The organism is Pseudomonas putida, from assembly GCF_028682455.1.
In the GTDB taxonomy this organism is placed as follows: domain Bacteria; phylum Pseudomonadota; class Gammaproteobacteria; order Pseudomonadales; family Pseudomonadaceae; genus Aquipseudomonas; species Aquipseudomonas putida_AA.
In genome coordinates this window covers 391,142-412,345 of record NZ_JANHLD010000004.1, presented here as the reverse complement: position 1 = coordinate 412,345, position 21,204 = coordinate 391,142, and the positions used below count along the sequence as shown (strand labels likewise).

At 62.5% G+C, this 21,204-nt stretch carries 23 protein-coding genes, 1 pseudogene and 1 riboswitch; of the genes and pseudogenes, 13 read left to right on the top strand and 11 right to left on the bottom strand.

The genetic code is table 11. The features are described from left to right. Positions 1 to 2: 2 nt before the first annotated feature. Together NPS58_RS25040 and upp are read right to left on the bottom strand one after the other, a co-directional pair. Complete coding sequence (locus NPS58_RS25040; protein WP_274117934.1) at positions 3 to 1,265, bottom strand: uracil-xanthine permease family protein; 1,263 nt, start codon at positions 1,263 to 1,265, stop codon at positions 3 to 5. A 2-nt stretch (positions 1,266 to 1,267) separates the two neighbouring features. Continuing rightward, complete coding sequence (gene upp, locus NPS58_RS25035) at positions 1,268 to 1,906, bottom strand: uracil phosphoribosyltransferase (RefSeq protein WP_274117933.1); 639 nt, start codon at positions 1,904 to 1,906, stop codon at positions 1,268 to 1,270. Between the two features lie 164 nt (positions 1,907 to 2,070). Here upp and NPS58_RS25030 point away from each other — a divergent pair, with 164 nt between their 5' ends. The 4 genes from NPS58_RS25030 (at position 2,071) to NPS58_RS25015 (ending at position 4,053) form a co-directional block, all read left to right on the top strand. Beyond that, positions 2,071 to 2,628: a hypoxanthine-guanine phosphoribosyltransferase gene (locus tag NPS58_RS25030; protein ID WP_274117932.1), complete on the top strand. Its 558-nt coding sequence runs from the start codon at positions 2,071 to 2,073 to the stop codon at positions 2,626 to 2,628. 3 nt (positions 2,629 to 2,631) lie between these two features. After that, a complete protein-coding gene (locus NPS58_RS25025; RefSeq protein ID WP_274117931.1) occupies positions 2,632 to 3,105 on the top strand; it encodes a WbuC family cupin fold metalloprotein in 474 nt (157 codons plus the stop codon). 122 nt (positions 3,106 to 3,227) lie between these two features. Then, positions 3,228 to 3,695 carry a hypothetical protein gene (locus NPS58_RS25020; RefSeq protein WP_274117930.1) on the top strand — a complete coding sequence of 156 codons (468 nt, stop codon included), beginning with the start codon at positions 3,228 to 3,230 and terminating at the stop codon, positions 3,693 to 3,695. Between the two features lie 70 nt (positions 3,696 to 3,765). Continuing rightward, positions 3,766 to 4,053, top strand: a complete 288-nt coding sequence (locus tag NPS58_RS25015) for a PA4642 family protein (RefSeq protein ID WP_274117929.1) — start codon at positions 3,766 to 3,768, stop codon at positions 4,051 to 4,053. A gap of 54 nt (positions 4,054 to 4,107) precedes the next feature. On the opposite strand, the gene mqo is transcribed toward NPS58_RS25015, so the two are convergent. Beyond that, positions 4,108 to 5,613: a malate dehydrogenase (quinone) gene (gene mqo / locus NPS58_RS25010; protein ID WP_274117928.1), complete on the bottom strand. Its 1,506-nt coding sequence runs from the start codon at positions 5,611 to 5,613 to the stop codon at positions 4,108 to 4,110. 606 nt (positions 5,614 to 6,219) lie between these two features. Further along, the gene (locus tag NPS58_RS25005) at positions 6,220 to 6,453 is read right to left on the bottom strand and encodes a hypothetical protein (RefSeq protein WP_274117927.1); all 234 of its coding nucleotides are present in this window, start codon (positions 6,451 to 6,453) and stop codon (positions 6,220 to 6,222) included. Between the two features lie 177 nt (positions 6,454 to 6,630). Here NPS58_RS25005 and NPS58_RS25000 point away from each other — a divergent pair, with 177 nt between their 5' ends. After that, positions 6,631 to 7,215 carry a YajG family lipoprotein gene (locus tag NPS58_RS25000; protein WP_028944115.1) on the top strand — a complete coding sequence of 195 codons (585 nt, stop codon included), beginning with the start codon at positions 6,631 to 6,633 and terminating at the stop codon, positions 7,213 to 7,215. Between the two features lie 64 nt (positions 7,216 to 7,279). On the opposite strand, the gene NPS58_RS24995 is transcribed toward NPS58_RS25000, so the two are convergent. Further along, positions 7,280 to 7,486: a hypothetical protein gene (locus NPS58_RS24995; RefSeq protein ID WP_274117926.1), complete on the bottom strand. Its 207-nt coding sequence runs from the start codon at positions 7,484 to 7,486 to the stop codon at positions 7,280 to 7,282. 147 nt (positions 7,487 to 7,633) lie between these two features. Here NPS58_RS24995 and NPS58_RS24990 point away from each other — a divergent pair, with 147 nt between their 5' ends. After that, complete coding sequence (locus NPS58_RS24990) at positions 7,634 to 7,894, top strand: hypothetical protein (protein ID WP_028944117.1); 261 nt, start codon at positions 7,634 to 7,636, stop codon at positions 7,892 to 7,894. Between the two features lie 60 nt (positions 7,895 to 7,954). On the opposite strand, the gene NPS58_RS24985 is transcribed toward NPS58_RS24990, so the two are convergent. Further along, complete coding sequence (locus tag NPS58_RS24985; protein ID WP_274117925.1) at positions 7,955 to 9,121, bottom strand: 1-acyl-sn-glycerol-3-phosphate acyltransferase; 1,167 nt, start codon at positions 9,119 to 9,121, stop codon at positions 7,955 to 7,957. A 121-nt stretch (positions 9,122 to 9,242) separates the two neighbouring features. Here NPS58_RS24985 and NPS58_RS24980 point away from each other — a divergent pair, with 121 nt between their 5' ends. The 3 genes from NPS58_RS24980 to NPS58_RS24970 are packed head-to-tail and all read left to right on the top strand — an operon-like array spanning position 9,243 to position 10,319. Then, entirely contained in the window at positions 9,243 to 9,425 is a 183-nt protein-coding gene (locus NPS58_RS24980; RefSeq protein ID WP_028944119.1) for a CPXCG motif-containing cysteine-rich protein, read from the top strand. Next, positions 9,425 to 9,685 (top strand): putative signal transducing protein, encoded by a 261-nt coding sequence (locus NPS58_RS24975; protein ID WP_274117924.1) that lies wholly within the window; start codon positions 9,425 to 9,427, stop codon positions 9,683 to 9,685. Before NPS58_RS24980 ends, NPS58_RS24975 begins: the two co-directional genes overlap by 1 nt. Before the next feature lie 13 nt (positions 9,686 to 9,698). Then, positions 9,699 to 10,319: an SOS response-associated peptidase gene (locus NPS58_RS24970; RefSeq protein WP_274117923.1), complete on the top strand. Its 621-nt coding sequence runs from the start codon at positions 9,699 to 9,701 to the stop codon at positions 10,317 to 10,319. A gap of 40 nt (positions 10,320 to 10,359) precedes the next feature. Here the strand turns inward: NPS58_RS24970 and NPS58_RS29725 are convergent, their stop codons facing one another. Together NPS58_RS29725 and NPS58_RS29720 are read right to left on the bottom strand one after the other, a co-directional pair. Then, positions 10,360 to 11,103 (bottom strand): methyl-accepting chemotaxis protein, encoded by a 744-nt coding sequence (locus NPS58_RS29725; protein ID WP_425313146.1) that lies wholly within the window; start codon positions 11,101 to 11,103, stop codon positions 10,360 to 10,362. A gap of 111 nt (positions 11,104 to 11,214) precedes the next feature. Continuing rightward, positions 11,215 to 11,418, bottom strand: a pseudogene (locus NPS58_RS29720) (HAMP domain-containing protein); the annotation flags it as partial. A gap of 1,237 nt (positions 11,419 to 12,655) precedes the next feature. On the opposite strand from NPS58_RS29720, the gene NPS58_RS24960 reads away from it, so the two are divergent. Next, positions 12,656 to 13,471 carry a M48 family metallopeptidase gene (locus NPS58_RS24960; protein WP_274117921.1) on the top strand — a complete coding sequence of 272 codons (816 nt, stop codon included), beginning with the start codon at positions 12,656 to 12,658 and terminating at the stop codon, positions 13,469 to 13,471. Between the two features lie 66 nt (positions 13,472 to 13,537). On the opposite strand, the gene NPS58_RS24955 is transcribed toward NPS58_RS24960, so the two are convergent. The 3 genes from NPS58_RS24955 to NPS58_RS24945 form a co-directional block, all read right to left on the bottom strand. Next, positions 13,538 to 14,125 carry a TMEM165/GDT1 family protein gene (locus NPS58_RS24955; RefSeq protein ID WP_274117920.1) on the bottom strand — a complete coding sequence of 196 codons (588 nt, stop codon included), beginning with the start codon at positions 14,123 to 14,125 and terminating at the stop codon, positions 13,538 to 13,540. An 87-nt stretch (positions 14,126 to 14,212) separates the two neighbouring features. Next, positions 14,213 to 14,334: riboswitch (yybP-ykoY riboswitch) on the bottom strand. Between the two features lie 38 nt (positions 14,335 to 14,372). After that, the gene (locus tag NPS58_RS24950) at positions 14,373 to 15,371 is read right to left on the bottom strand and encodes a class I SAM-dependent methyltransferase (protein WP_274117919.1); all 999 of its coding nucleotides are present in this window, start codon (positions 15,369 to 15,371) and stop codon (positions 14,373 to 14,375) included. 50 nt (positions 15,372 to 15,421) lie between these two features. Further along, a complete protein-coding gene (locus NPS58_RS24945; RefSeq protein WP_274117918.1) occupies positions 15,422 to 16,387 on the bottom strand; it encodes a 2-hydroxyacid dehydrogenase in 966 nt (321 codons plus the stop codon). Between the two features lie 146 nt (positions 16,388 to 16,533). On the opposite strand from NPS58_RS24945, the gene NPS58_RS24940 reads away from it, so the two are divergent. From NPS58_RS24940 to NPS58_RS24930, 3 genes are all read left to right on the top strand, one after another. Continuing rightward, positions 16,534 to 17,163 carry a LysE family translocator gene (locus NPS58_RS24940; protein ID WP_274117917.1) on the top strand — a complete coding sequence of 210 codons (630 nt, stop codon included), beginning with the start codon at positions 16,534 to 16,536 and terminating at the stop codon, positions 17,161 to 17,163. 123 nt (positions 17,164 to 17,286) lie between these two features. Further along, entirely contained in the window at positions 17,287 to 18,969 is a 1,683-nt protein-coding gene (locus NPS58_RS24935) for a fatty acid--CoA ligase (RefSeq protein WP_274117916.1), read from the top strand. Positions 18,970 to 19,302: 333 nt separating this feature from the next. After that, positions 19,303 to 21,189, top strand: coding sequence for a DUF1302 domain-containing protein (locus NPS58_RS24930; protein ID WP_274117915.1), 1,887 nt, complete (start codon positions 19,303 to 19,305; stop codon positions 21,187 to 21,189). Positions 21,190 to 21,204: the final 15 nt, after the last annotated feature.

The following is a 21,204-nucleotide window of genomic DNA, read 5'->3' as shown; positions in this document are numbered from 1 at the left end:
GTTCAATCCTGAACCTTGTTCTTCCAGCCGTCATTGCCCGGCAGCAGCAGGTTCAGCGCAATGGCGACCACCGCGCACAGGGCAATGCCCTTCAAGCCCCAGTCATCCGGGCCCGTGCCGCTACCCACCAGTACCCCACCGATACCGAACACTAGTGTCACCGAGACGATCACCAGGTTGCGGGCTTCGCCCAGGTCGATCTTGTGGCGAATCATGGTGTTCATGCCCACCGCCGCGATCGAGCCGAACAACAGGCAGAGGATGCCGCCCATCACCGGCACCGGAATGCTCTGCAGCAGCGCGCCGAACTTGCCGATGAAGGCCAGGGTGATGGCGAAAATCGCCGCCCAGGTCATGATCTTCGGGTTGTAGTTCTTGGTCAGCATCACTGCGCCCGTCACTTCGGCGTAGGTGGTGTTGGGCGGGCCGCCGAACAAGCCTGCAGTGGTGGTGGCGATACCGTCGCCGAGCAGGGTGCGATGCAGGCCGGGCTTCTTCAAGTAGTCGCGGCCGGTCACGCTGCCCACGGCGATCACGCCGCCGATATGCTCGATGGCCGGTGCCAGGGCAACCGGAACGATGAACAGGATCGCCTGCCAGTTGAACGCAGGCGCAGTGAAGTGCGGCAAGGCCAGCCACGGGGCGGCGGCGATCTTGGCGGTATCGACCACGCCGAAATAGAACGACAGGCCAAAGCCCACCAGCACGCCGGCGATGATCGGTACCAGGCGGAAGATGCCCTTGCCGAACACGGCGACGATCAAGGTGGTCAGCAGGGCCGGCATCGAGATCATCATGGCGGTGCCATAAGGCAGCAGCTCGGTGCCGTCACCGGCCTTGCCCATTGCCATGTTGGCCGCAATCGGCGCCATGGCCAGGCCAATGGAGATGATCACCGGGCCGATTACCACGGGCGGCAGCAGGCGGTCGATGAAGCCTGTGCCCTTGATCTTCACTGCCAGGCCCAGGAAGGTGTAGACGAACCCGGCAGCCATGACCCCGCCCATGGTCTCGGCCAGGCCGAACTGGCCCTTGGCGAGGATGATCGGAGTGATGAAGGCAAAGCTCGAAGCCAGGAAGACCGGAACCTGACGGCCGGTCACCAGCTGAAACAGCAGAGTTCCCAGACCCGCAGTGAACAACGCGACGTTAGGATCGAGGCCGGTGATCAGCGGCATCAGCACCAATGCGCCAAAGGCGACGAACAGCATCTGTGCGCCAGAGAGGACCTGGCGCCAGAGCGGGTCGTTGAACTCCTGCTGCATGCTCAGGCGTCCTTCTGCTTGGTGCCGAAGATCTTGTCGCCAGCATCGCCCAGGCCCGGGATGATGTAGCCGTGTTCATTCAGGCGTTCGTCGATCGAGGCGGTGTAGATCTGTACGTCCGGGTGCGCTTTTTCGACCACGGCGATGCCTTCGGGCGCGGCAACCAGGACCATGGCGCGGATATCCTTGCACCCGGCTTTCTTGAGCAGGTCGATGGTGGCTACCATCGAGCCGCCGGTGGCCAGCATCGGGTCGATGATCAGCGCCAGGCGCTCGTCGATTTCCGGGGCGAGTTTTTCCAGGTAGGTATGCGCCTCGAGGGTTTCCTCGTTGCGGGCAACGCCCACGGCACTGACCTTGGCGCCAGGAATCAGGCTGAGCACACCATCGAGCATGCCGATGCCAGCGCGCAGGATCGGTACTACAGTAATCTTCTTGCCGGCGATTTTCTCGACCTGGACCTTGCCGCACCAACCGTCGATCTCGTAGGTTTCCAGTGGCAGGTCCTGGGTGGCTTCGTAGGTCAGGAGCGTGCCGACTTCCTGGGCGAGTTCGCGAAAGTTCTTGGTGCTGATATCGGCACGGCGCATCAGGCCGAGCTTGTGACGGATCAGCGGATGGCGGATCTCGAGGGTAGGCATAGGGAAAGGCTCCGGGGGCGGGCAAAAAAACGGCGGTAGATTAATCTATTCAGCCACCTGTGTCCTATAGGCATTCTGGACGTTAGTCCATAAATGCTTGATCTGGCGCCCCCGGATGCGTACCTTTGCCCGCTTTTCTCAATTGCTGCCCCTTGGAGAGCGCCATGTCCGCTGATCTCGAGCATATCCGTCAAGTCATGCGAGAGGCTGACTGCCTGTACACCGAAGCCGAAGTCGAGGCCGCCATTGCTCGCGTTGGCGCGCAGATCAGCGACGTGCTCGCCGAGCGCAACCCGGTGGTGTTCTGTGTGATGAACGGTGGCTTGATCTTCGCCGGCAAACTGCTCACCCACCTGCAGTTCCCGCTCGAATCCTCCTACCTGCACGCCACGCGCTATCGCAATCAGACCAGCGGTGGCGATCTGTTCTGGAAGGCCAAGCCGGAAGTCTCGTTCATCGATCGCGACGTGCTGATCATCGATGACATTCTTGACGAGGGTCATACCCTCAGTGCCATTATCGACTTCTGTAAACATGCCGGTGCCCGTGCTGTGCATACCGCCGTACTGATCGACAAGGACCACGACCGCAAGGCCAGCGCCGAGCTCAAGGCCGATTTCTGCGGCTTGAGCTGCGTCGACCGATACGTGTTCGGCTATGGCATGGACTACAAGGGTTACTGGCGCAACGCCAACGGTATCTTTGCCGTCAAAGGACTCTGATTCATGCGCCAGCCCGGTTTTCTCGATCAATCGTTGTTTGCCGAGCTGGCTGCCAACTCGGCGGCCAACCCCCGTGGTCGCCAGCATCACAACTTCCACGAGATGGAGGAGCCTTGCCACCGTATGGCGGTGGGGCTGCAGCCTTCTACCTATATTCCTCCGCACCGACACCTGTCGGCCGACAAGGCCGAATGCCTGATCGTGCTGCGCGGCAAGCTGGGCCTGCTGATCTTCGATGAGCAGGGCACGGTGCTCGACAAGCGGGTGCTGGAGGCCGGTGGCGACTGCCTGGGTGTCGACCTGGCGCCCGGCACCTTCCATGGCCTGGTGGTTCTGGAAGCGGACAGCATGATGTTCGAGTGCAAGTCTGGTCCCTATCGTCCCGTCGGCGAGGGTGAGCTGGCCAGCTGGGCGCCCCGTGAAGGTGAGCCGGGCGTGGCGCAGTACCAAGCCTGGATGCGCGCGCAGTTCGACTGATTCCAATGTAGGAGCGGGCTTGCGCCACGATGCGATGTGGCTGATGGATCGCAATCGCGGGGCAGGCCCGCTCCCACAATGCACAATCTGCTAAAGTGCCGGGCCGCCCCAAGGAGCCTGTCATGCGTGCGATTGCCCCTCTTCTTCTGTTGTTGAGCATGCCCCTGGCGGCTGCCCCCTTGCACAACCAGTTCCTGCCACCGGACGACCTGTCCCTGCGTCAGGAGGCCGTCGAAACCCAGCAGTTGCTGCAAGTCACCAGCTACTCGGTGGTGATCGGCAACCAGCGCCAGTCCAACCAGCAGCCCATTCCGGTCACGTCGCCGGTGACACTGCGCCTCAAGGGCAAGCCGTTGAGCAAGGGGGCCACCCTGAGCCAGGTGCTGATCACCTTCGACGGCGAAAGCAAAAGCCTGAAAAAACCGGTGTTCGACGGCAAGAGCAAAACCCTGAGCCTGAACTATCCGCTCGGTCAGTACGCGGTGATTCTCGACCTGCTGCGTCACGACACCGTCTATGTGCAGTTCCTCAGCTACCCCAACGGCCATGTCTGGGCCGATCTGCACACCGGGGCCGTACGCGCGCGTTGAGCGCCGGGGCAGGGCAGGGGTAAACTGCCGGCCCGTGAAAATGTCCGTGATGGTTCAGTTGGAGTCGGTAATGCGTAAAGACAAGAAGCAAGTGATTGGGGATGAGATCAGCGACGAGTACGTCAAATCCTTCCTGCAGTTCGAACCGGCTGATGCGACTTCGCCTTCGCTGCACAAGCTGGTCAAGGCCTACCGCGGTCTGCGTATCGATGACTTCGAGCGCTTTGTCGGGTTCTTCGTCGAAGCCGGGCTGGACCTGGATGGCAAGGACGAGCACGGCAAGACCTTCGTCGACCAGATCCGCGACCAGCGCAATGCCGCCGAGTACATCGAGATCATCGACAAGGCCCGCGGCTGATTTCATCGCGCCCATAAAAAAACGCCCCGAAGGGCGTTTTTTTATGCCGGTGCGTTACGCGTAGTTCTGCGCCGGGCTGTTTTCGACCAGGCCCAGGACCTCGTCGTTGTGTGCGCTGATCTTGCGATACAGCGCAGCGTCGGCGGCCAGGACCTTTTCGCGGGCCGGGAAAATTTCCTTGAGCTTGGCGGCCCAGGCGCCCTTGGTCTGCTCGGGGAAGCAGCGTTCGATCAGCTCGAGCATGATCGACACAGTCACCGAGGCACCCGGGGATGCACCGAGCAGGGCGGCCAGGGTGCCGTCCTTGGCTGCCACCAGTTCGGTACCGAACTGCAGGACGCCACCTTTTTTCGGGTCTTTCTTGATGATCTGCACGCGCTGGCCAGCCACTTCCAGGCGCCAGTCCTCGGCTTTCGCCTCGGGGTAGAAGCGACGCAGGGAATCAAGGCGCTGCTCCATCGACTGCATGACTTCGCTGACCAGGTACTTGGTCAGGTCCATGTTGTCGCGGGCCACGGCCAGCATTGGGCCGATGTTGCCCATGCGCACCGACAGCGGCAGGTCGAGGAACGAGCCGTGCTTGAGGAACTTGGTGGTGAAGCCGGCATAGGGGCCGAACAGCAGCGAAGTCTTGCCGTCGACGACGCGGGTGTCCAGATGCGGCACCGACATCGGAGGCGAGCCGACGGCCGCCTGGCTGTAGACCTTGGCCTGGTGCTTCTTGACCACTTCCGGGTTGTCGCAGCGCAGCCACTGGCCGCTGACCGGGAAACCACCAAAGCCTTTGCTTTCTTCGATACCCGAAGCTTGCAGCAGCGGCAGGGCCGCGCCACCGGCGCCGAGGAACACGAAGCGGGCGTCGACTTCGCGGCTGCTGCCGCTGTTGACGTCCTTGATGCTGACGGTCCAGCCGCTGTCGTTACGGCGCAGGCCGGTGACACGCTTGCAGTACTTGACCTGGGCATCCGGCGCGTTGGCCAGGTGCTTGAGCAGCTTGTTGGTCAGGGCTCCGAAGTTGACGTCGGTGCCTTTCATGACGCGGGTGGCGGCGATTTTCTGGTCGGCAGGGCGACCCGGCATCATCAGCGGCATCCACTCGTTCATCACCGCTTTGTCTTCGGTGTATTCCATCTCGGAGAAGGCATGGTGCTGCTTGAGCAGCTCGAAGCGCTTCTTCAGGAAGCTGATGCCTTTCTCGCCTTCGACATAGCTCAGGTGGGGCACAGGGTTGATGAACGCCCGTGGCGAGCTGAATGCGCCTTTCTTGCTCAGGTAGGCCCAGAACTGCCGGGATACCTCGAACTGGGTGTTGATGTGCACCGCTTTCTTGATGTCGATGCTGCCGTCGGCGGCCTGCGGCGTGTAGTTCAGTTCACACAGCCCGGCATGGCCGGTCCCGGCGTTGTTCCACGGGTTGGAACTTTCCGCGGCACCCGAATCCATCAACTCGACGACTTCCAGCTTGATTGCCGGGTCGAGTTCCTTGAGCAGTACGGCCAGGGTGGCACTCATGATGCCTGCCCCCACCAGTACTACATCGACTGCTTCGTTCTGCGCCATTAACGCGTCTCCAAAATCTACAGCACCAAATTGACAGCATAGGATCCTTGGCTTTGCCAGGATCGCCATGTCCGATTCTTCGCAGTTTTTGCAACTTCAGCGGACACCGCCAACCGGGCTTTGCGTTGCCTATGAACGCATTTTAAGGCCGGTGCGGCAATTCGACTTATGGTCAAGGTGTCCGTCGTGCGTTATGGACCGGCCTCAGGCACTCATCCTGGATGAGCACGTTTGCCAGCTGTTCAGGGCTGTTCGGGACACTTTAGGTGCTTTTGCACATGCCAGACTGTTCATTGCTCGCCACACTCTCGTGAAGTTGTGAAAACCCGTTTTTTCACGCTCTTTTGGAGTCGTGAACCTCAAAAAGGACTGCGCGATGGCAGACCTGGCAGGTTCAGGCAGAGCAGAGGGCCGAATGACGCAGGCACGCTGGCTGGTGCAAGACCTGTGTGGAAGGCTCTCTGTGGGCGGTGCGGAGGATGCGCAATGATGAACATTGGCGGTGCTGCGAGGCCCGATCAGGAGACGTCCTTATAATCGGGGGGAGATTATAACGATGTCGCGGGCAGAAATGATCTTTATTAGCGACTTTTATTGAAGCAGCCGTCAGGCGGCCAAGCTGCGCTGCACCCAGTTGCCGCGCGCAGGCGGGCAAACCCGTGCGCTGGCGGGCAGGGGGCGGTTGAGCCAGGCCAGGCGAATTTCGTCGATTTCCACCCAATCGTCGCCACTGGGTTGCACCGTGCATTGCTTGAACGCCAGGCAATGGCCCTGCTTGTCGAGGCGGGCGAAGCTGCGCATGGGCGTGCGGCCAAACAGTGAAGTCCAGAACCGGGACATGACGTGATACCTCGTTCAGTGTTCTGGGCGCCAGCATAGCCGTGGGGTGATGAAACGATTGTGACAGCGAACCGCAGGCTTGCCGGGCGGTCTCAATCAGCAGTGGCAGGCTGATGGCTGGGCCGCGTAGTGCTGGTTATACTGGCGGCCTTTGCTGCCTATTCTGGAGAGATGAGCATGTTGCAACGTTTGTTGTTCGGTTTGATCGCGGTGACCAGTCTGACCCTGGTCGGTTGTGCCCACAGCCCGCAACAGCTCAGCCCGCAGCCCAAACTCACCGCCCAGCTTGCCCCGGTAGGCCACGGCCAGCCCGTGGTGGTCAAGGTGGTTGACGGGCGTGGTACACAAACCCTGGGCACCCGTGGTGGCCTGTACCCTGAAACCAGCGCCATCACCGTGACCGGCAACGATATCCTGCCCAAGCTGCAGGCACAGGCCGAAGCGGCAGTGCGCCTGCTCGGCTTCACCCCCACCCCGAACGCCTACAACGCCCCGCAGTTGACCGTGACCCTGGCCGAGCTCAAGTACCAGTCGCCCAAGGAAGGCATGTACGTGACCGAAGCCACCATCGGCGCGACCTTCAAGGCCGACGTGTCCAATGCCAACCGACGCTATAGCGGCCGCTACGGCGCCTCCCTGGACCAGCGCTTCGGCATGGCACCCAACCAGGAAACCAACACCAAGCTGGTCAGCGACGTACTGAGCGACGCCTTGACTCGCCTGTTCAAGGACCAGGCCATCGGTCAGATCCTGGGCGAGTAAACCCGACGCACAAAAAAAGCCCGATGCCTGTTCTGCAGGCATCGGGCTTCTTTTTGCGCGGACTTCAGGCCGCTTCGACGTAGAAGTCCAGCACGCTGATGCCGGTCTGGCCGTCGACCTCTGGCAGGTCATCGTGGGAGTGGCCGCCGAGGGCGCAATACACCAGCCATTGGCGGTCCTGGACATTGAAGGCCAGGCCGTCGATCAGCGCTTGCTGTTCATCGCTTGGTGCGATCAGGTAGAGGCGGTCCTGGTTTTCGGCGTGCAGCATGACAAGCTCCGTTTGGTCACGAGGGCCGGTATGTTCGCGCGTGAGGATGACGATCGTGTGACGATGCTGGTCGTTGGTCGAAAAGGACGGGACTTGCACCGAGGCTTGGGTAGAATGCCCGCCGATGTATGACTTCGAGGTTGTGTAATGTCGTTGCAAATGCTCTGGGCGCTGATTGCTGCCCATCCGGCCAAGCTGATCAACGTGCTGGCGTTGCTGATTACCTGCCCTGGCGGCCTGTTGCTGCACAGTGCCCGACGCCGCGAGGCCCAGGCCCTGGCGGGTGCTGTGAGCGACGAGGCAGTGGTCGACGGCATGACCCTGCGTATCAACCGTTTCTACTACATCCTGGGTTTTGCCTTCCTGGCATTGGCCTTGTTGCTGTCCTGGTTCAGTACCTGGGTGTAATACGTCGCGTGGCAAGCCCTCTCCCACACAAGGTGGGCGCAGGCTTGCCACGCGATTGCATCAAAGCGCCAACCCTGCCTTGACCCGATACTGGTTACGCACCGGCATCGCATACTGCAACACCAGGTACGGCCGGTGCTCGGCCGGGCAGGCGTCCAGGCGGCGCTGCCATTCGGCCTGGGCACGGGCCAGTTCGTCGGCCGCAAATACCTTGTCAGCCTTGGGCACATCCAGCGCGGGATCGGCATCGGCCCACTGCGCATACGCCAGGTAATGCGCCGGGAACAACCGGTAGCCGCCCAGAATCTGCCGGTCGATTTCCGCCGCCAGTTGCTTGGTGTCCTCGAAGAACGCGGTCACCGGTGGTGCGAAGTTGATGTGGACCCGCCCCTTGTAGCCGGTAATGCCCTGAGCGATGCTCAGGTCATCTTCACCCGGTGCCTTGCTGTAGGTGCCAGTGGTGGCGCGGATGTACAGCTCTCGCGCCTTGGCCTGGTCGCACGGATCGTATTCGTAGCTGATCGACACCGGGCTCAGGTTCAGCGACTGGATCACTGCGCCGAACGGCTCGTCCTTGCGGCTCATGTGGAACATTTTGAGGATCGCCGAATCGGTGCGATCGTCGCCGTCCTTGGCCCGGCCTTCGGCCTGGGCAATCCAGATCGACTGGCCGTCGTTGCGAATCGAATGATTGATGTACGCCGACAGCAGCTGGTAGGCGGCGAGTTTCTCCCGGCGACCGGTGATCGAGCGGTGAACGATGAAGCTCTTGTTCAGACGCATCATGTCGCTGACGAACGGCTTTTGCAGCAGGTTGTCGCCGATGGCGATCCGTGGCGTCGGCAGGCCGGCGTGGTACACGGCATAGTTGACGAAGGCCGGGTCCATGACGATGTCGCGGTGGTTGGCCAGGAACAGGTAGGCGGTACCGGACTTGAGCAGCTCGACGCCGGTGTAGGTCACCCCGTCGGTGGCTCGCTCGATGGTGTGGTCGACGTAGTACTCGACCTTGTCCTGCAGGGTCGAGACACAGCTGACCCCGGCGAACTCTTTGCGCAGGCGCCGGGCGATCAGCGGCTTGAGCAGCCAGCCGAAGGCGCCAGCCATGCGCGGGAAGCGGAAGTGGGTGAGGATATCGAGGAATGCCGGGTCGCTGAGCAGGCGTGCCAGAACGGCAGGGACCTCAGCGTCGTCGTACGGTCGGATGGCATCGAATTCGCCCATCATGCTCTCTTGTTGGAAACGGCTAGGGTAATAGGTAGGGCCGGGGCTCGAAAAACGGCTCGAACACGCGCAGGTCCTGTAAATAGACCGGCAATTATACGCACAAGTCACTGTGGAGGCCGCGATGCTCGAAGCTGCGTTCTACGATTGTCCTTATTGCGGTGAAGAAGTTGAGACGACGGTAGATCTGTCCGGTGGCGATCAGGAATACATCGAGGACTGCCAGGTGTGCTGCAAGCCCATCCGCTTTGTTCTACAGGTGCATGGTGACGAATGGATGCTCGATGTCTACGGTGAGAACGACTGATGCAACGAATCTATGAGCCGGAAAGTCTGCTGGAAGCGCAAATGCTGATCGGTATGCTCGATAGCGAGGGCGTCGCAGTGCACCTGGTGGGGCGCGACCTGATCGGCGCCATGGGCGATCTGCCGATGCAGGGCCTTCTGGGGCTGGCGGTGGCGGATGAGCAGGCCGATTACGCACGCCAGTTGATCGCCGCGTACAATGCCGCCCAGCCACTGGCTGGCGACGAGCCGGAGAACATTCCCGGAACCCTGATTTGCTAGGTCTTTATTCCTCATGTGTGGACGTTATGCGCTGTTTCGCTGGTCTCCCGCCTTTGCAGCATTGCCGGGGTTTCCGACCGACCAGCAGGCGCAATGGAACATTTCTCCCGGTAATTCGGTACTCATCCAGCGCCAGCTCGACGGCCAGCCGGCACTCGCGCGAGCGCGCTGGGGATTGACCCCGGCCTGGCTCACGGACCTCTCGCGCACACCCGCCCATGCCCGGGCCGAGACCCTGGCCGAGCAGCCGATGTTTCGCGAGGCCTTTCGCCTGCGCCGCTGCCTGATGCCGGCCAATGGTTTCTACGAGTGGCGCGGCACCCAGCGCAAGCGCCCCTACTGGTTGACACCGGGGGAAGGCTCGTCACTGTTCTTTGCGGCGATCTGGGAGGCGTACCCGGTGCAGGACCAGGTCTGGTTGAGCACGGCGGTGGTGACTCAGGCGGCGTTGAACCAGCGTCGACCGCTGATCCTCGATGCCGCAGGGCAGGCGCTGTGGCTGGACCCGGAGACATCGCCGGCGCGGCTGTATGAATTGCTGGCCAGCACCCAGGCGCCGTTGCGTGAGCGGGTGCTGGCCAACTTCGTGAATGATCCGAAGCTCAATGGGCCAGAGTGCCTGACCCCGGCCTGAGATCTCCCTGCTGTAGGCGCGGGCTTGCCCCGCGATGAGTTCAAACCCTGAACTGATTGATCAACCGCCGCTGTTGCTCGGCCAGCTTGGTCAGTTCGGCACTGGCAGTGCTGGACTCGTCCGCCCCGCCGGCCACCTCGTTGGCCACCTGGCCGATATTGATCACATTGCGGTTGATGTCTTCGGCCACCGCGCTCTGTTCTTCGGCCGCACTGGCGATCTGGGTGTTCATGTCGTTGATCACCGACACTGCCTGGGTGATGCTCTCCAGCGCCTGGGCGGCGCGGGCGGCCTGTTGCACGCTGTCGTCGGTCTTGCCCTGGCTGTCTTCCATTACCCGCACCACATCGCGGGTGCCTTGCTGCAGCTGCTGGATCATCTGCTGGATTTCTTCGGTGGCCTGCTGGGTTTTCTGCGCCAGGTTGCGCACCTCGTCGGCCACCACCGCAAAGCCCCGGCCCTGTTCGCCCGCCCGCGCCGCCTCGATGGCCGCGTTGAGGGCCAGCAGGTTGGTCTGCTCGGCAATCGCGCGGATGGCGGTGAGGATCGCGTTGATGTTCTCGCTGTCGCGGGCCAGGGTTTGTACCACGCCTACCGCCCGGCCGATTTCTTCGGCCAGGGCGCTGATCGAGTGGGACGTATCGCGCACGATCTGCAGGCCCTGGTGGGCCGCCTGGTCGGCGTTGCTGGCCGCCTGGGCGGCATGGGTAGCATTGCGTGCCACATCCTGGGCGGTGGCGGTCATTTCGTGCACGGCGGTGGCCACCAGGTCGATCTCGGCCATCTGCTTGTGCACGCCCTGGTTGGTGCGGATGGCGATGTCGGCGGTGTGCTCCGAGGAGTCGCTGACCTTCTGCACCGAGGCCACCACCTGGCTGATCATCGCCTGCAACTTGCTCAGGAAGGTGTTGAAGCCCTTGGCGATCGAGCCCAGCTCATCGGCACGGTCGCTGGTCAGGCGGCGAGTCAGATCGCCTTCGCCCTGGGCGATGTCATCGAGCATGGCCACCATCTGGCGCAGCGGCCGGGCGATGCCGTGGGCCAGCAGCCAGATCACCAGCAGGCCCAGGGCCGCGATACCCAGGCCCACCACGGTCATGCCGGTGAGGTCGGTGCGGCGCTGGTTGCTGAGTTCGTCCTGCAGTTTATTGACGTCGGCCATCACCGCGCTCAGCGGCAACTCCAGCAGCAGGGTCCAGCGGGCGTCGGTATTGCCGATCTTGAAGGGCAGGTACAGCTCGATGCGTCCGGCCGCTTGATCGACCTGGTAGCGCAGGGTTTCACCACTGAGCTGGCTCAAGGTGCTGGCGACGCTGGCGTCGAGCACCTCGCTGGCTTTCGCGCCGAACTTGCCCGGGTCTTTGGTGAAGGCCACCAGGCGGCCGTTGCCGGACACCAGTGCCAGTTCGCCTGCACCGTCATAGAGTTGATGGTCGGCTGTATTGAGCAGTTCCTGGATGAAGTTCACCGACAGGTCGGCACCGGCGATGCCCTGGAAGGTGCCGTCGATCATGATGGGTTCGACGAAGGAGGCGAGCATTACCACCTTGTTGCCGACTTCGTAGGGTGCCGGGTCGATCACGCAGGCCTTCTTCGACTCCCGCGGGCACAGGTAGTACTCGCTGGCGCGTACGCCGGTGGCGAGGATGGTCTGGTCGTTGACGTCGGCCAGTTTGTCCTGGCCCAGGCTGCCGTCATCGTTGCGGAACCACCAGGGCAGGAAGCGGCCGGTGGCGTTGTCGATACCGATGATGGAGGAACCCACGAAGCGGCTGTCGTCGTTATCCAGGGCGCCGGCTTCCCAGCCCAGGTAAGTGCCCAGGATCAGCGGATTGGTCACGGCCGTCTGCTTGAGCAGGGCGATCAGTTGCTGGCGCTCGATCACCAGTTGGGGTTTGCCGCTGGCATCCTTCATGCCCAGCATGGCGTTGGTGGTGGCCAGCCCGTGGGCGATCAACAGGGGCGCTTCCAGGCCGCGCTGGATTTCACTGACCTGGGTGCGGGCCAGGGCCGTCAGGCGCTGCTCGATCACTGCCTCGAACTGCTGCTGGGTGCGGGTTTGCACCAGCTCCTGGGTACGCTGGCCCGAGTACACCGCGTAGAGCACCAGGGCGGCGACTATGCTCAGCACAATGGCGCCGGCAAGGGCTGCGACGGAAAACTGGATCGACCTGAACTTCATTAAAGGCTCCACGCGCAAGAAAATTCGTCTGCCTTGCGTTATCGGCCCGTGCAGGTCAAAGCATGAGCGCCGTCTGGAGAATTCTTTGTCCGGGATGTGGCGGGCTCAATCGAGTCGGCCTAGGATACGCGGCATGTTCGAATGGAGTGTTTTCATGCGTAAGTCTTTTGTAATTGGCGCCCTGAGCGCCAGCGTGCTGCTTTCTGGATGCCAGGCAGTGAACACCACCAGCGGCGGCGCCGTGGGTGTCGAGCGTCAGCAATATATGTTCAGCATGCTGTCGACCGATGAGGTCAACCAGATGTATGCGCAGTCCTACCAGCAGACCCTGAGCGAAGCCTCGAGCCAGGGCGCCGTCGACAAGACCAGCGCTACTGCCAAGCGCGTGCAGGTGATTGCCGACCGTCTGATTGCCCAGGCTCCCAAGTTCCGCCCGGATGCGGCGCAGTGGAACTGGGAGGTCAACCTGATCAAGAGCGACGAGCTCAACGCGAACTGCGGCCCGGGCGGCAAGATCTTTTTCTACACAGGCCTGATCGACAAGCTCAAGCTGACCGATGACGAGATTGCCGCGGTCATGGGCCACGAAATCGCCCACGCCCTGCGTGAGCACGGTCGTGAAGCCATGTCCAAGGCCTATGGCATCCAGATGGCGCGCTCCGGCGCGGGTGCCCTGCTGGGCCTGGGCCAGGACAGCCTGGCGCTGGCCGACACCGTGGTGCAGTACAGCATGACCCTGCCCAACAGCCGTGCCAACGAGAACGAGGCCGACCTGATTGGCCTGGAGCTGGCGGCCCGTGCCGGCTACAACCCGAATGCGGCGATCACCCTGTGGGACAAGATGGCCCAGGCATCGGGTGGCTCGCAGCCTGAGTTCATGAGCACTCACCCGGCGTCCGCCAGCCGCCAGGCTTCGTTGCAGGCGGCGATTCCCAAGGTGATGCCGTTGTACGAGCAGGCCAAGAAGTAACAAAAACGTCGCGGGGCAAGCCCGCTCCCACAGGCATTGGTGGGAGCGGGCTTGCCCCGCGATCAGTTACCCGATCCAGCCACTGACCTGCATCGCCGAATACACCGCCACGCCCGCCAGCACGAAGAAGGCGGCCGACGCCAGGCGACGAATCAGGGTCAACGGCAGTTTCTCGGCGGCGAAGTTGCCCGCCAATACCACCGGCACGTTGGCAATCAACATCCCCAGGGTGGTACCAATGATGACCATGATCAGGTGCGGGTATTGCGCAGCCAGCATGACCGTGGCGACCTGGGTCTTGTCACCGATCTCGGCAATGAAGAACGCAATCAGTGTGGTCAGGAATGGGCCGAAGCGACGGGCCGTGCTGGCTTCGTCATCGTCCATCTTGTCGGGAATCAGTGTCCACAACGCAGTGGCAGCAAAGCTGGCGGCGAGAATCCAGTGCAGGGTAGCGGCGGAGAAGAAGGTGCTGAACCAGGCACCTACCGCACCGGCGGCGGCATGATTGGCCAGGGTGGCGGCGATGATACCGGCGATGATCGGCCAGGGCTTGCGAAAGCGGGCCGCGAGGATGAGCGCGAGCAATTGGGTCTTGTCGCCAATTTCGGCGAGGGCCACGATCGCGGTCGGTACGAGTAATGATTCCAGCATCAGGATTCCTACGGGGGCGGGTCGACACGGCTATGACACGTACAGCCTTCCCGCCCCGGGTAAGGTGTGCGTGTCATAGGTCTTGTCAAACCCTGGGTCCGTCTGTGCGGACCGTGGGTCGCACGCGCCATGGTCTGCGGACCAAGTATGTTGACGCGTACCGGGCGAGCTGGGTGCTCGCGGGAGACTACTCCCCTAGGACGGAGCGGATTCTGCCTAGGCAAATCCGTTTCGGCAAGCGCTGATTTTATCCGCGCGTCGCTTGGTAGATCTTGAAGCCTTGCCCTTCGGCACGTACCTGGCAGTTGCCGAGGGCAGCTTCGATCAGCGGCTGGTAACGCAGGAAACTATTGGCAACCAGGCGAAGTTCCCCACCTTTTTGTAGATGATCGGCTGATTTTTTCAGCAGGTTTTCCGATGCCTGGTAGTTGGTGTGTACGCCGGTATGGAACGGCGGGTTGCTCAGGATTACATCCAGGCCACGGGGGGCAGCGTCGATTCCGTCACCGCAAATCACTTCAGCGTCCAGGCCATTGGCCGCCAGGGTCAGGCGGCTGCTGGCCACGGCAAAGGCGTCGACGTCGAGCATCGTCACCTGGCTTTGAGGGTAGCGCCGCTTGAGGGTGGCACCGAGCACACCTGCGCCACAGCCGAAGTCGAGCACCTTGCCCACCGGCAGGTGGTCCAGGTGCTCCAGCAGCAGTGCGGTGCCCCGGTCCAGGCGGCCGTGGCTGAACACGCCCGGCAGGCTGACGATCTGCAAGGCGCCATCGGCCAGGGGCAGCTCGAAGCGTTCGGCCAGGCTTTCCAGGGGCTTGGCCTCGGGGGCGTGTTCGACCGTGACCTGCCACAGCTGGCAATGACGGGCACTGTCGAGTTTGCGCGGCTTGCCGAAGGCGTGTAGCTGCTTGGCCGCGCCTTCGATACCGCCGCGTTTCTCGCCAACCAGATACAACTCGCGCCCGGCCAGGCGCGAGGCTAGGGCGTTGAGCAAGTAGTTGGCCAGGTCGCGGGATTTGGGCAGAAACAGTACGGTGGCATCAAAGCCCTGGGCAGGCGCTTCTACGCCAAAGTGGCAGCGGCCGGCAAATCGGGCATCCATTGCGCCCTGGTCGCCGGCGTGCCAGCACCAGCCGTGGGCGGCAGGTAGCTTGCCGAGCAAGTCGTCGGCGGGCAGGCCGGCCAGCAACAACGAACCCTGGAAAAGTTCGGCCTGACGAAGCAACACTTCACTGCGCGGGTCCATGGACGACGGCTCCTGAAAAAGTGGCGCAGTCTACCAGAGCTGGCGGCGGCTTAAGCGACCTGTCGGCGCGGGCTGCCGGCAAAAAAGGCCTGGGCGTTCTCGCTCAACTGCTCGACGATGCGCTGGCGCGACTCTACTGCGCCCCAGGCGCTGTGCGGGGTGACAATCAAGCGTGGAATGTCGCCGGCCAACAACGGGTTGCCATTGACCGGCGGTTCGACGCTCAGTACATCCGTTGCCGCGCCGCCCAAGTGCCCGGCGCGCAATGTATCGGCCAGGGCCTGCTCGTCGATCAGGCCGCCGCGCGCTGTGTTGATGACAAACGCCCCCGGCTTGAGCAGCGCCAGTTCGCGGGCGCCGATCAGGTTGCGGGTGTGCTCGTTGAGAGGGCAGTGCAAGGTCAGGGCATCGACTTGCGTCAGCAGGTCATCCAACGCCAGGCGGTCTTCGCGTGGCGGACGCCCTGGCAACTGGCCGAGCAGCACGCGCATGCCGAAGGCTTCGGCCAGGCGCGCTACCGCACCCCCCAGTTCGCCATGGCCGAGCAGGCCCAGGGTCTTGCCTTCGAGTTCGACGATCGGGAAGTCCAGCAGGCAGAACTGCTTGGCCTGGCCCCATTGCCCCTGCGCCACGGCTTTTTGGTAGTCGGGCAGGCGCGTGGCCAGGGCCAGCAGCAGGGCCAGGGTGTGCTGGGCGACCGACGGTGTGCCGTATCCCTGGCAGTTGCTGACCACGATGCCCTGGGCACGGGCGGCCTGCAGGTCGACATTGTTGGTGCCGGTGGCCGCCACCAGGATCAGTTCCAGGCCAGGGCAGGCGGCCAGGGCGGCGGCATCGATCATCACCTTGTTACTGATGGCCACGGTGGCGCCCTGTAAACGCTCGGCGACCTGATCGGGCGTGGTGGCCGGGTACAGCTGCAGCTCGTCGAAACAGCCACGCAGGCGCTCCAGGCTCAGGTCGCCAAGGTCCAGGGAAAGATGGTCGAGGAATACGGCGCGGCGTGGGGCGGACATGGGTGGGCTCCTGTGATGATCGGCTCGAACGTTAACGCCTTTTGCAGCCTGGTTCCATGTAGGAGAGGTCTTGCATAGGTTGTTACTTGGTGTGTCTGAGGCGTAATGTAGTTTTCTTTTTTCATCCCTCAGCGCAAGGAGCCCCCATGTATTGGGCTGAATTTCTCACTGTTGCCTTGATTCACTTGCTGGCGGTGGCCAGCCCCGGTCCCGATTTTGCCGTGGTGGTACGCGAGAGCGTGACCCACGGCCGTCGCGCCGGTACCTGGACGGCCTTTGGCGTGGGCATGGCGATTTTCCTGCACGTGGGCTACTCGCTGCTGGGTATCGGCCTGATCGTCTCGCAGTCGATCGTGCTGTTCAACGCGCTCAAGTGGCTGGCCGCTGCCTACCTGCTGTACATCGGCTTCAAGGCCCTGCGCGCAGGCCCGGCAGCGCCGGGCAGCGAGGCGATCCAGGCTTCGACCGTCGAGCGCACGCCGCGCGCAGCCTTCGTCGCAGGCTTTATGACCAACGGTCTGAACCCCAAGGCCACGCTGTTCTTCCTGTCTCTGTTCACCGTGGTGATCAACCCGCACACCCCGCTGGCCATCCAGGCCGGTTATGGCGTGTACCTGGCCGCGGCCACTGGCTTGTGGTTCTGCCTGGTGGCCATGCTGTTCAGCCAGCAACGGGTGCGCGCAGGCTTTGCCCGCATGGGCCACTGGTTCGACCGAACCATGGGCGCAGTGCTGATTGCCCTGGGTGTGAAAATCGCCTTCACCGAGATGCATTGATGGCGATTTGCCGCTAACCCTTCGCCCGGTCAAATCATTCCTTTGGCTGATTTGGCCGGCGTGGCGGCGTTCTAGAGTGGGCAATGACTTGCCCCGCTTGTGCACTCTAGAAAAGGGACTCTTATGTTGCAGACTCGTGTCATTCCTCCCGCCGAGGGCGCCTATCAGTTTCCGCTGCTGATCAAGCGTTTGTTGCTGTCCGGCAGCCGCTACGAGAAAACCCGCGAAATTGTCTACCGCGACCAGTTGCGCTACAGCTACCTGACCCTCAACGAACGTATCGCCCGCCTTGCCAACGTACTCACCGAAGCCGGGGTCAAGGCCGGTGATACCGTGGCGGTGATGGACTGGGACAGCCATCGTTACCTGGAGTGCATGTTTGCCATCCCGATGATTGGCGCGGTGGTGCACACCATCAACGTGCGCCTGTCACCGGAGCAGATCCTCTACACCATGAACCACGCCGACGACCGCTTCGTGCTGGTCAACAGCGACTTCGTCGGCCTGTACCAGGCCATCGCCGGCCAGCTGACCACGGTAGAGAAAACCCTGCTGCTGACCGACGGCGAATCCAAGACGGCCGACCTGCCGAACCTGGTGGGCGAGTACGAGCAACTGCTGGCGGCGGCAAGCCCGGTCTACGACTTCCCTGACTTCGACGAGAACTCGGTCGCCACCACCTTCTACACCACCGGCACCACCGGTAACCCCAAGGGGGTGTATTTCACCCACCGGCAACTGGTGCTGCACACCCTGGCCGCCGCCTCTGTCACCGGCAGTATCGACAGCGTGCGCCTGTTGGGCAGCGACGATGTGTACATGCCCATCACCCCGATGTTCCACGTTCATGCCTGGGGCATTCCCTATGTGGCGACCATGCTGGGGATCAAGCAGGTGTACCCGGGCCGCTACGAGCCAGAGATGATGTGCGAGCTGTGGCGCAACGAAAAGGTCACCTTCTCCCACTGCGTGCCGACAATCCTGCAAATGCTGCTCAACGCCAAGGGCGCCCAGGGCCAGGATTTCGGCGGCTGGAAGATCATCATCGGCGGCAGTTCGCTGAACCGCGCGCTGTACGAAGCCGCCAAGGCCCGCGGCATCCAGCTGACCGCGGCCTACGGGATGTCCGAGACGTGCCCGCTGGTATCGGCCGCCCACCTCAACGACGAGCTGCTGGCGGGCAGCGAAGACGAGTGCATCACCTACCGGATCAAGGCCGGGGTGCCGGTGCCGCTGGTCGAAGCAGCGATTGTCGATGGCGAAGGCAAGTTCCTCCCGGCCGATGGCGAAACCCAGGGCGAACTGGTGCTGCGTGCACCCTGGCTGACCATGGGCTACTTCCGCGAGCCCGAAAAAGGCCGTGAGCTGTGGCAAGGCGGCTGGTTGCACACAGGCGACGTGGCCACCCTCGACAGCATGGGCGTGATCGACATCCGTGACCGCATCAAGGACGTGATCAAGACCGGCGGCGAGTGGATCTCTTCGCTGGAGCTCGAAGACCTGATCAGCCGTCACCCGGCGATCCGCGAAGTGGCCGTGGTCGGCGTGGCCGATCCGCAGTGGGGCGAGCGTCCGTTTGCCCTGCTGGTAGTGCACGAAGGCCAGAGCGTCGACGCCAAGTTGCTCAAGGAGCACCTCAAGCCGTTCGTGGAGCTCGGGCATATCAACAAGTGGGCGATTCCCAGCCAGATCGCTCTTGTTACCGAAATTCCCAAGACCAGCGTCGGCAAGCTCGACAAGAAGCGTATCCGCCTGGACATCACCCAATGGCAAGCCAGTAACAGTACATTTCTGTCCACCCTCTGAACGCGAGCGGGTCACACCCGGTCAGGTGTGACCCGCAGGCTAGACGCATGTCAGCCTTGTCAAACGAGAATTTTCAGCCATCCTTCCCCGTGCCGCGCTACGGCAGGTCATGACGGACACGCCAGGAGGGCAGGCATGCAAATCACACTTTAGAGGGATCAAGCGCCAGTACCTGCTGGCTATAGTCGGGTCAGGGGATTTTCAGGAACGGGGGATGCACATGTATGTGCCAAGCCACTTGCGCGACCGCTCGGTGAGCTCACACCAGGTCGAACGGGTCGTTTCTGCAAAGGACTCACTGCCATAAAAATAAAAGTACATGGAGTAGCGTCGATGACATCAGTAAATCTGTTCTGGCGCCGGGCAAAACTGCCACTGGCCGTCAGCCTCGCTTCTACGCTCGCCGGTCCTGCGTTCGGCGTCAGCTTCAACATCGGTGAAATCGAAGGTCAGTTCGACTCGTCGCTATCCGTGGGCGCCAGCTGGTCGACCGCCAAGCCGAACGAGAACCTGATCGGCGTCAACAACGGTGGCAAGGGCTTGTCCCAGACCTCCGACGATGGCCACCTGAACTTCAAGCGCGGTGAAACCTTCTCGAAGATTTTCAAGGGTATCCACGACCTGGAACTCAAGTACGGCGACACCGGTGTGTTCGTCCGGGGCAAGTACTGGTACGACTTCGAGCTCAAGGATGAACACCGCGAGTTCAAGGACATCAGCGATGACAACCGTAAAGAGGGCGCCCAGTCCTCCGGCGGACAGATCCTCGACGCCTTCGTCTACCACAACTATGCAATCGCCGATCAGCCGGGCTCCGTGCGCCTGGGTAAGCAGGTGGTCAGTTGGGGTGAAAGTACCTTTATCCAGAACGGCATCAACTCGATCAACCCGGTCGACGTGGCCGCCTTCCGCCGGCCTGGCGCCGAGGTCAAGGAAGGCCTGATCCCGGTCAACATGTTCTATGTGTCCCAGAGCCTGACCGACAACCTCTCGGCCGAAGCCTTCTACCAGATCGAATGGGACCAGACCGTCGTCGACAACTGCGGCACCTTCTTCTCCCAACCCGACATCATTGCTGACGGCTGTACCGACAACCTGCGCGTGCTCAACAGCAGCCGCACCGTGCCGCCAGCGGCCCAGCAGTTTCTCGCCAGCCGTGGCGTGGACATCAACGAAGAAGGCGTGATGGTGCGCCGCGGCGCCGACCGTGATGCCCGCGACAGCGGCCAGTTCGGTGTGGCCTTGCGCTACATGTACGACCCGCTGGGTACCGAATTCGGTGCCTACTTCATGAACTATCACAGCCGCGCACCGATCTTCAGTGCCCACGGTGCCGATCCGTCGGTATACGCAGGCCTCGCCGGCCTGCCTGCGCAACTGCGCCCCCTGGCCCCGTTGATCGTGGCGGGCAATTCCGAATACTTCGTCGAGTACCCCGAAGACATCCGCCTGTACGGCTTGAGCTTCTCCACCACCTTGCCTACCGGCACTGCGTGGAGCGGTGAAATCAGCTACCGGCCAAACGCACCTGTGCAGCTCAACACCACCGACATCCTGTTCGCCGGCGTGCGTCCGATTGGTGGGGCACTGGCCAACGCCTCCCTGCTCAACGGTGTGCCGGGCCAGGACCTGAACGGTTACCGCCGCAAGGAAGTGACCCAGTTCCAGACCACCCTGACGCACTTCTTCGACCAGGTCATGGGCGCCAGCCGTCTGACCCTGGTAGGTGAGGTAGGCGTGACCCACGTCGGCGGCCTGGAAAACGCCCGCGAAGTCCGTTATGGCCGTGACCCTGTCTATGGCCCGGGTCCGTTGCCGGCTACTGGCGGCCAGGACACCTGTGTGGCACTCAACACCAGCACCATCGCCGGTGCCGGCCCGGGCGCCTCCACCGCCAACCTCAGCCGCAAGTGCGAAAACGACGGTTACACCACCAGCACCTCCTGGGGCTACCGCGCCCGGGCGATCTGGGACTACCCGGACGTCTTCGCCGGGGTCAACCTCAAGCCTAACGTGGCCTGGTCCCATGACGTCTCCGGCTACTCCCCGGGCCCTGGCGGCAACTTCGAGGAAGGCCGCAAGGCAATCAGCCTGGGCCTGGACGCCGAGTACCAGAACACCTACACCACCAGCCTGTCGTACACCAACTTCTTCGACGGTAAGTACACCACTGTGGATGATCGCGATTTCATCGCCCTCAGCTTCGGCGTGAACTTCTAAGAACACGGATTCAGG

Bases quoted from the DNA above. Each gene is read 5' to 3' on its own strand.
- NPS58_RS24985 (WP_274117925.1), bottom strand. From the start codon at position 9,121: ATGATGGGCGAATTCGATGCCATCCGACCGTACGACGACGCTGAGGTC.
- NPS58_RS24950 (WP_274117919.1), bottom strand. From the start codon at position 15,371: ATGGACCCGCGCAGTGAAGTGTTGCTTCGTCAGGCCGAACTTTTCCAG.
- NPS58_RS24955 (WP_274117920.1), bottom strand. From the start codon at position 14,125: ATGCTGGAATCATTACTCGTACCGACCGCGATCGTGGCCCTCGCCGAA.
- NPS58_RS24995 (WP_274117926.1), bottom strand. From the start codon at position 7,486: ATGCTGCACGCCGAAAACCAGGACCGCCTCTACCTGATCGCACCAAGC.
- NPS58_RS25030 (WP_274117932.1), top strand. From the start codon at position 2,071: ATGTCCGCTGATCTCGAGCATATCCGTCAAGTCATGCGAGAGGCTGAC.
- NPS58_RS24960 (WP_274117921.1), top strand. From the start codon at position 12,656: ATGCGTAAGTCTTTTGTAATTGGCGCCCTGAGCGCCAGCGTGCTGCTT.
- NPS58_RS29725 (WP_425313146.1), bottom strand. From the start codon at position 11,103: ATGGCCGAGATCGACCTGGTGGCCACCGCCGTGCACGAAATGACCGCC.
- NPS58_RS25020 (WP_274117930.1), top strand. From the start codon at position 3,228: ATGCGTGCGATTGCCCCTCTTCTTCTGTTGTTGAGCATGCCCCTGGCG.
- NPS58_RS24970 (WP_274117923.1), top strand. From the start codon at position 9,699: ATGTGTGGACGTTATGCGCTGTTTCGCTGGTCTCCCGCCTTTGCAGCA.
- NPS58_RS25015 (WP_274117929.1), top strand. From the start codon at position 3,766: ATGCGTAAAGACAAGAAGCAAGTGATTGGGGATGAGATCAGCGACGAG.
- NPS58_RS24930 (WP_274117915.1), top strand. From the start codon at position 19,303: ATGACATCAGTAAATCTGTTCTGGCGCCGGGCAAAACTGCCACTGGCC.
- NPS58_RS25025 (WP_274117931.1), top strand. From the start codon at position 2,632: ATGCGCCAGCCCGGTTTTCTCGATCAATCGTTGTTTGCCGAGCTGGCT.
- NPS58_RS25005 (WP_274117927.1), bottom strand. From the start codon at position 6,453: ATGTCCCGGTTCTGGACTTCACTGTTTGGCCGCACGCCCATGCGCAGC.
- NPS58_RS25000 (WP_028944115.1), top strand. From the start codon at position 6,631: ATGTTGCAACGTTTGTTGTTCGGTTTGATCGCGGTGACCAGTCTGACC.
- upp (WP_274117933.1), bottom strand. From the start codon at position 1,906: ATGCCTACCCTCGAGATCCGCCATCCGCTGATCCGTCACAAGCTCGGC.
- NPS58_RS24990 (WP_028944117.1), top strand. From the start codon at position 7,634: ATGTCGTTGCAAATGCTCTGGGCGCTGATTGCTGCCCATCCGGCCAAG.
- NPS58_RS24945 (WP_274117918.1), bottom strand. From the start codon at position 16,387: ATGTCCGCCCCACGCCGCGCCGTATTCCTCGACCATCTTTCCCTGGAC.
- NPS58_RS24980 (WP_028944119.1), top strand. From the start codon at position 9,243: ATGCTCGAAGCTGCGTTCTACGATTGTCCTTATTGCGGTGAAGAAGTT.
- NPS58_RS24975 (WP_274117924.1), top strand. From the start codon at position 9,425: ATGCAACGAATCTATGAGCCGGAAAGTCTGCTGGAAGCGCAAATGCTG.
- mqo (WP_274117928.1), bottom strand. From the start codon at position 5,613: ATGGCGCAGAACGAAGCAGTCGATGTAGTACTGGTGGGGGCAGGCATC.
- NPS58_RS24935 (WP_274117916.1), top strand. From the start codon at position 17,287: ATGTTGCAGACTCGTGTCATTCCTCCCGCCGAGGGCGCCTATCAGTTT.
- NPS58_RS25040 (WP_274117934.1), bottom strand. From the start codon at position 1,265: ATGCAGCAGGAGTTCAACGACCCGCTCTGGCGCCAGGTCCTCTCTGGC.
- NPS58_RS24940 (WP_274117917.1), top strand. From the start codon at position 16,534: ATGTATTGGGCTGAATTTCTCACTGTTGCCTTGATTCACTTGCTGGCG.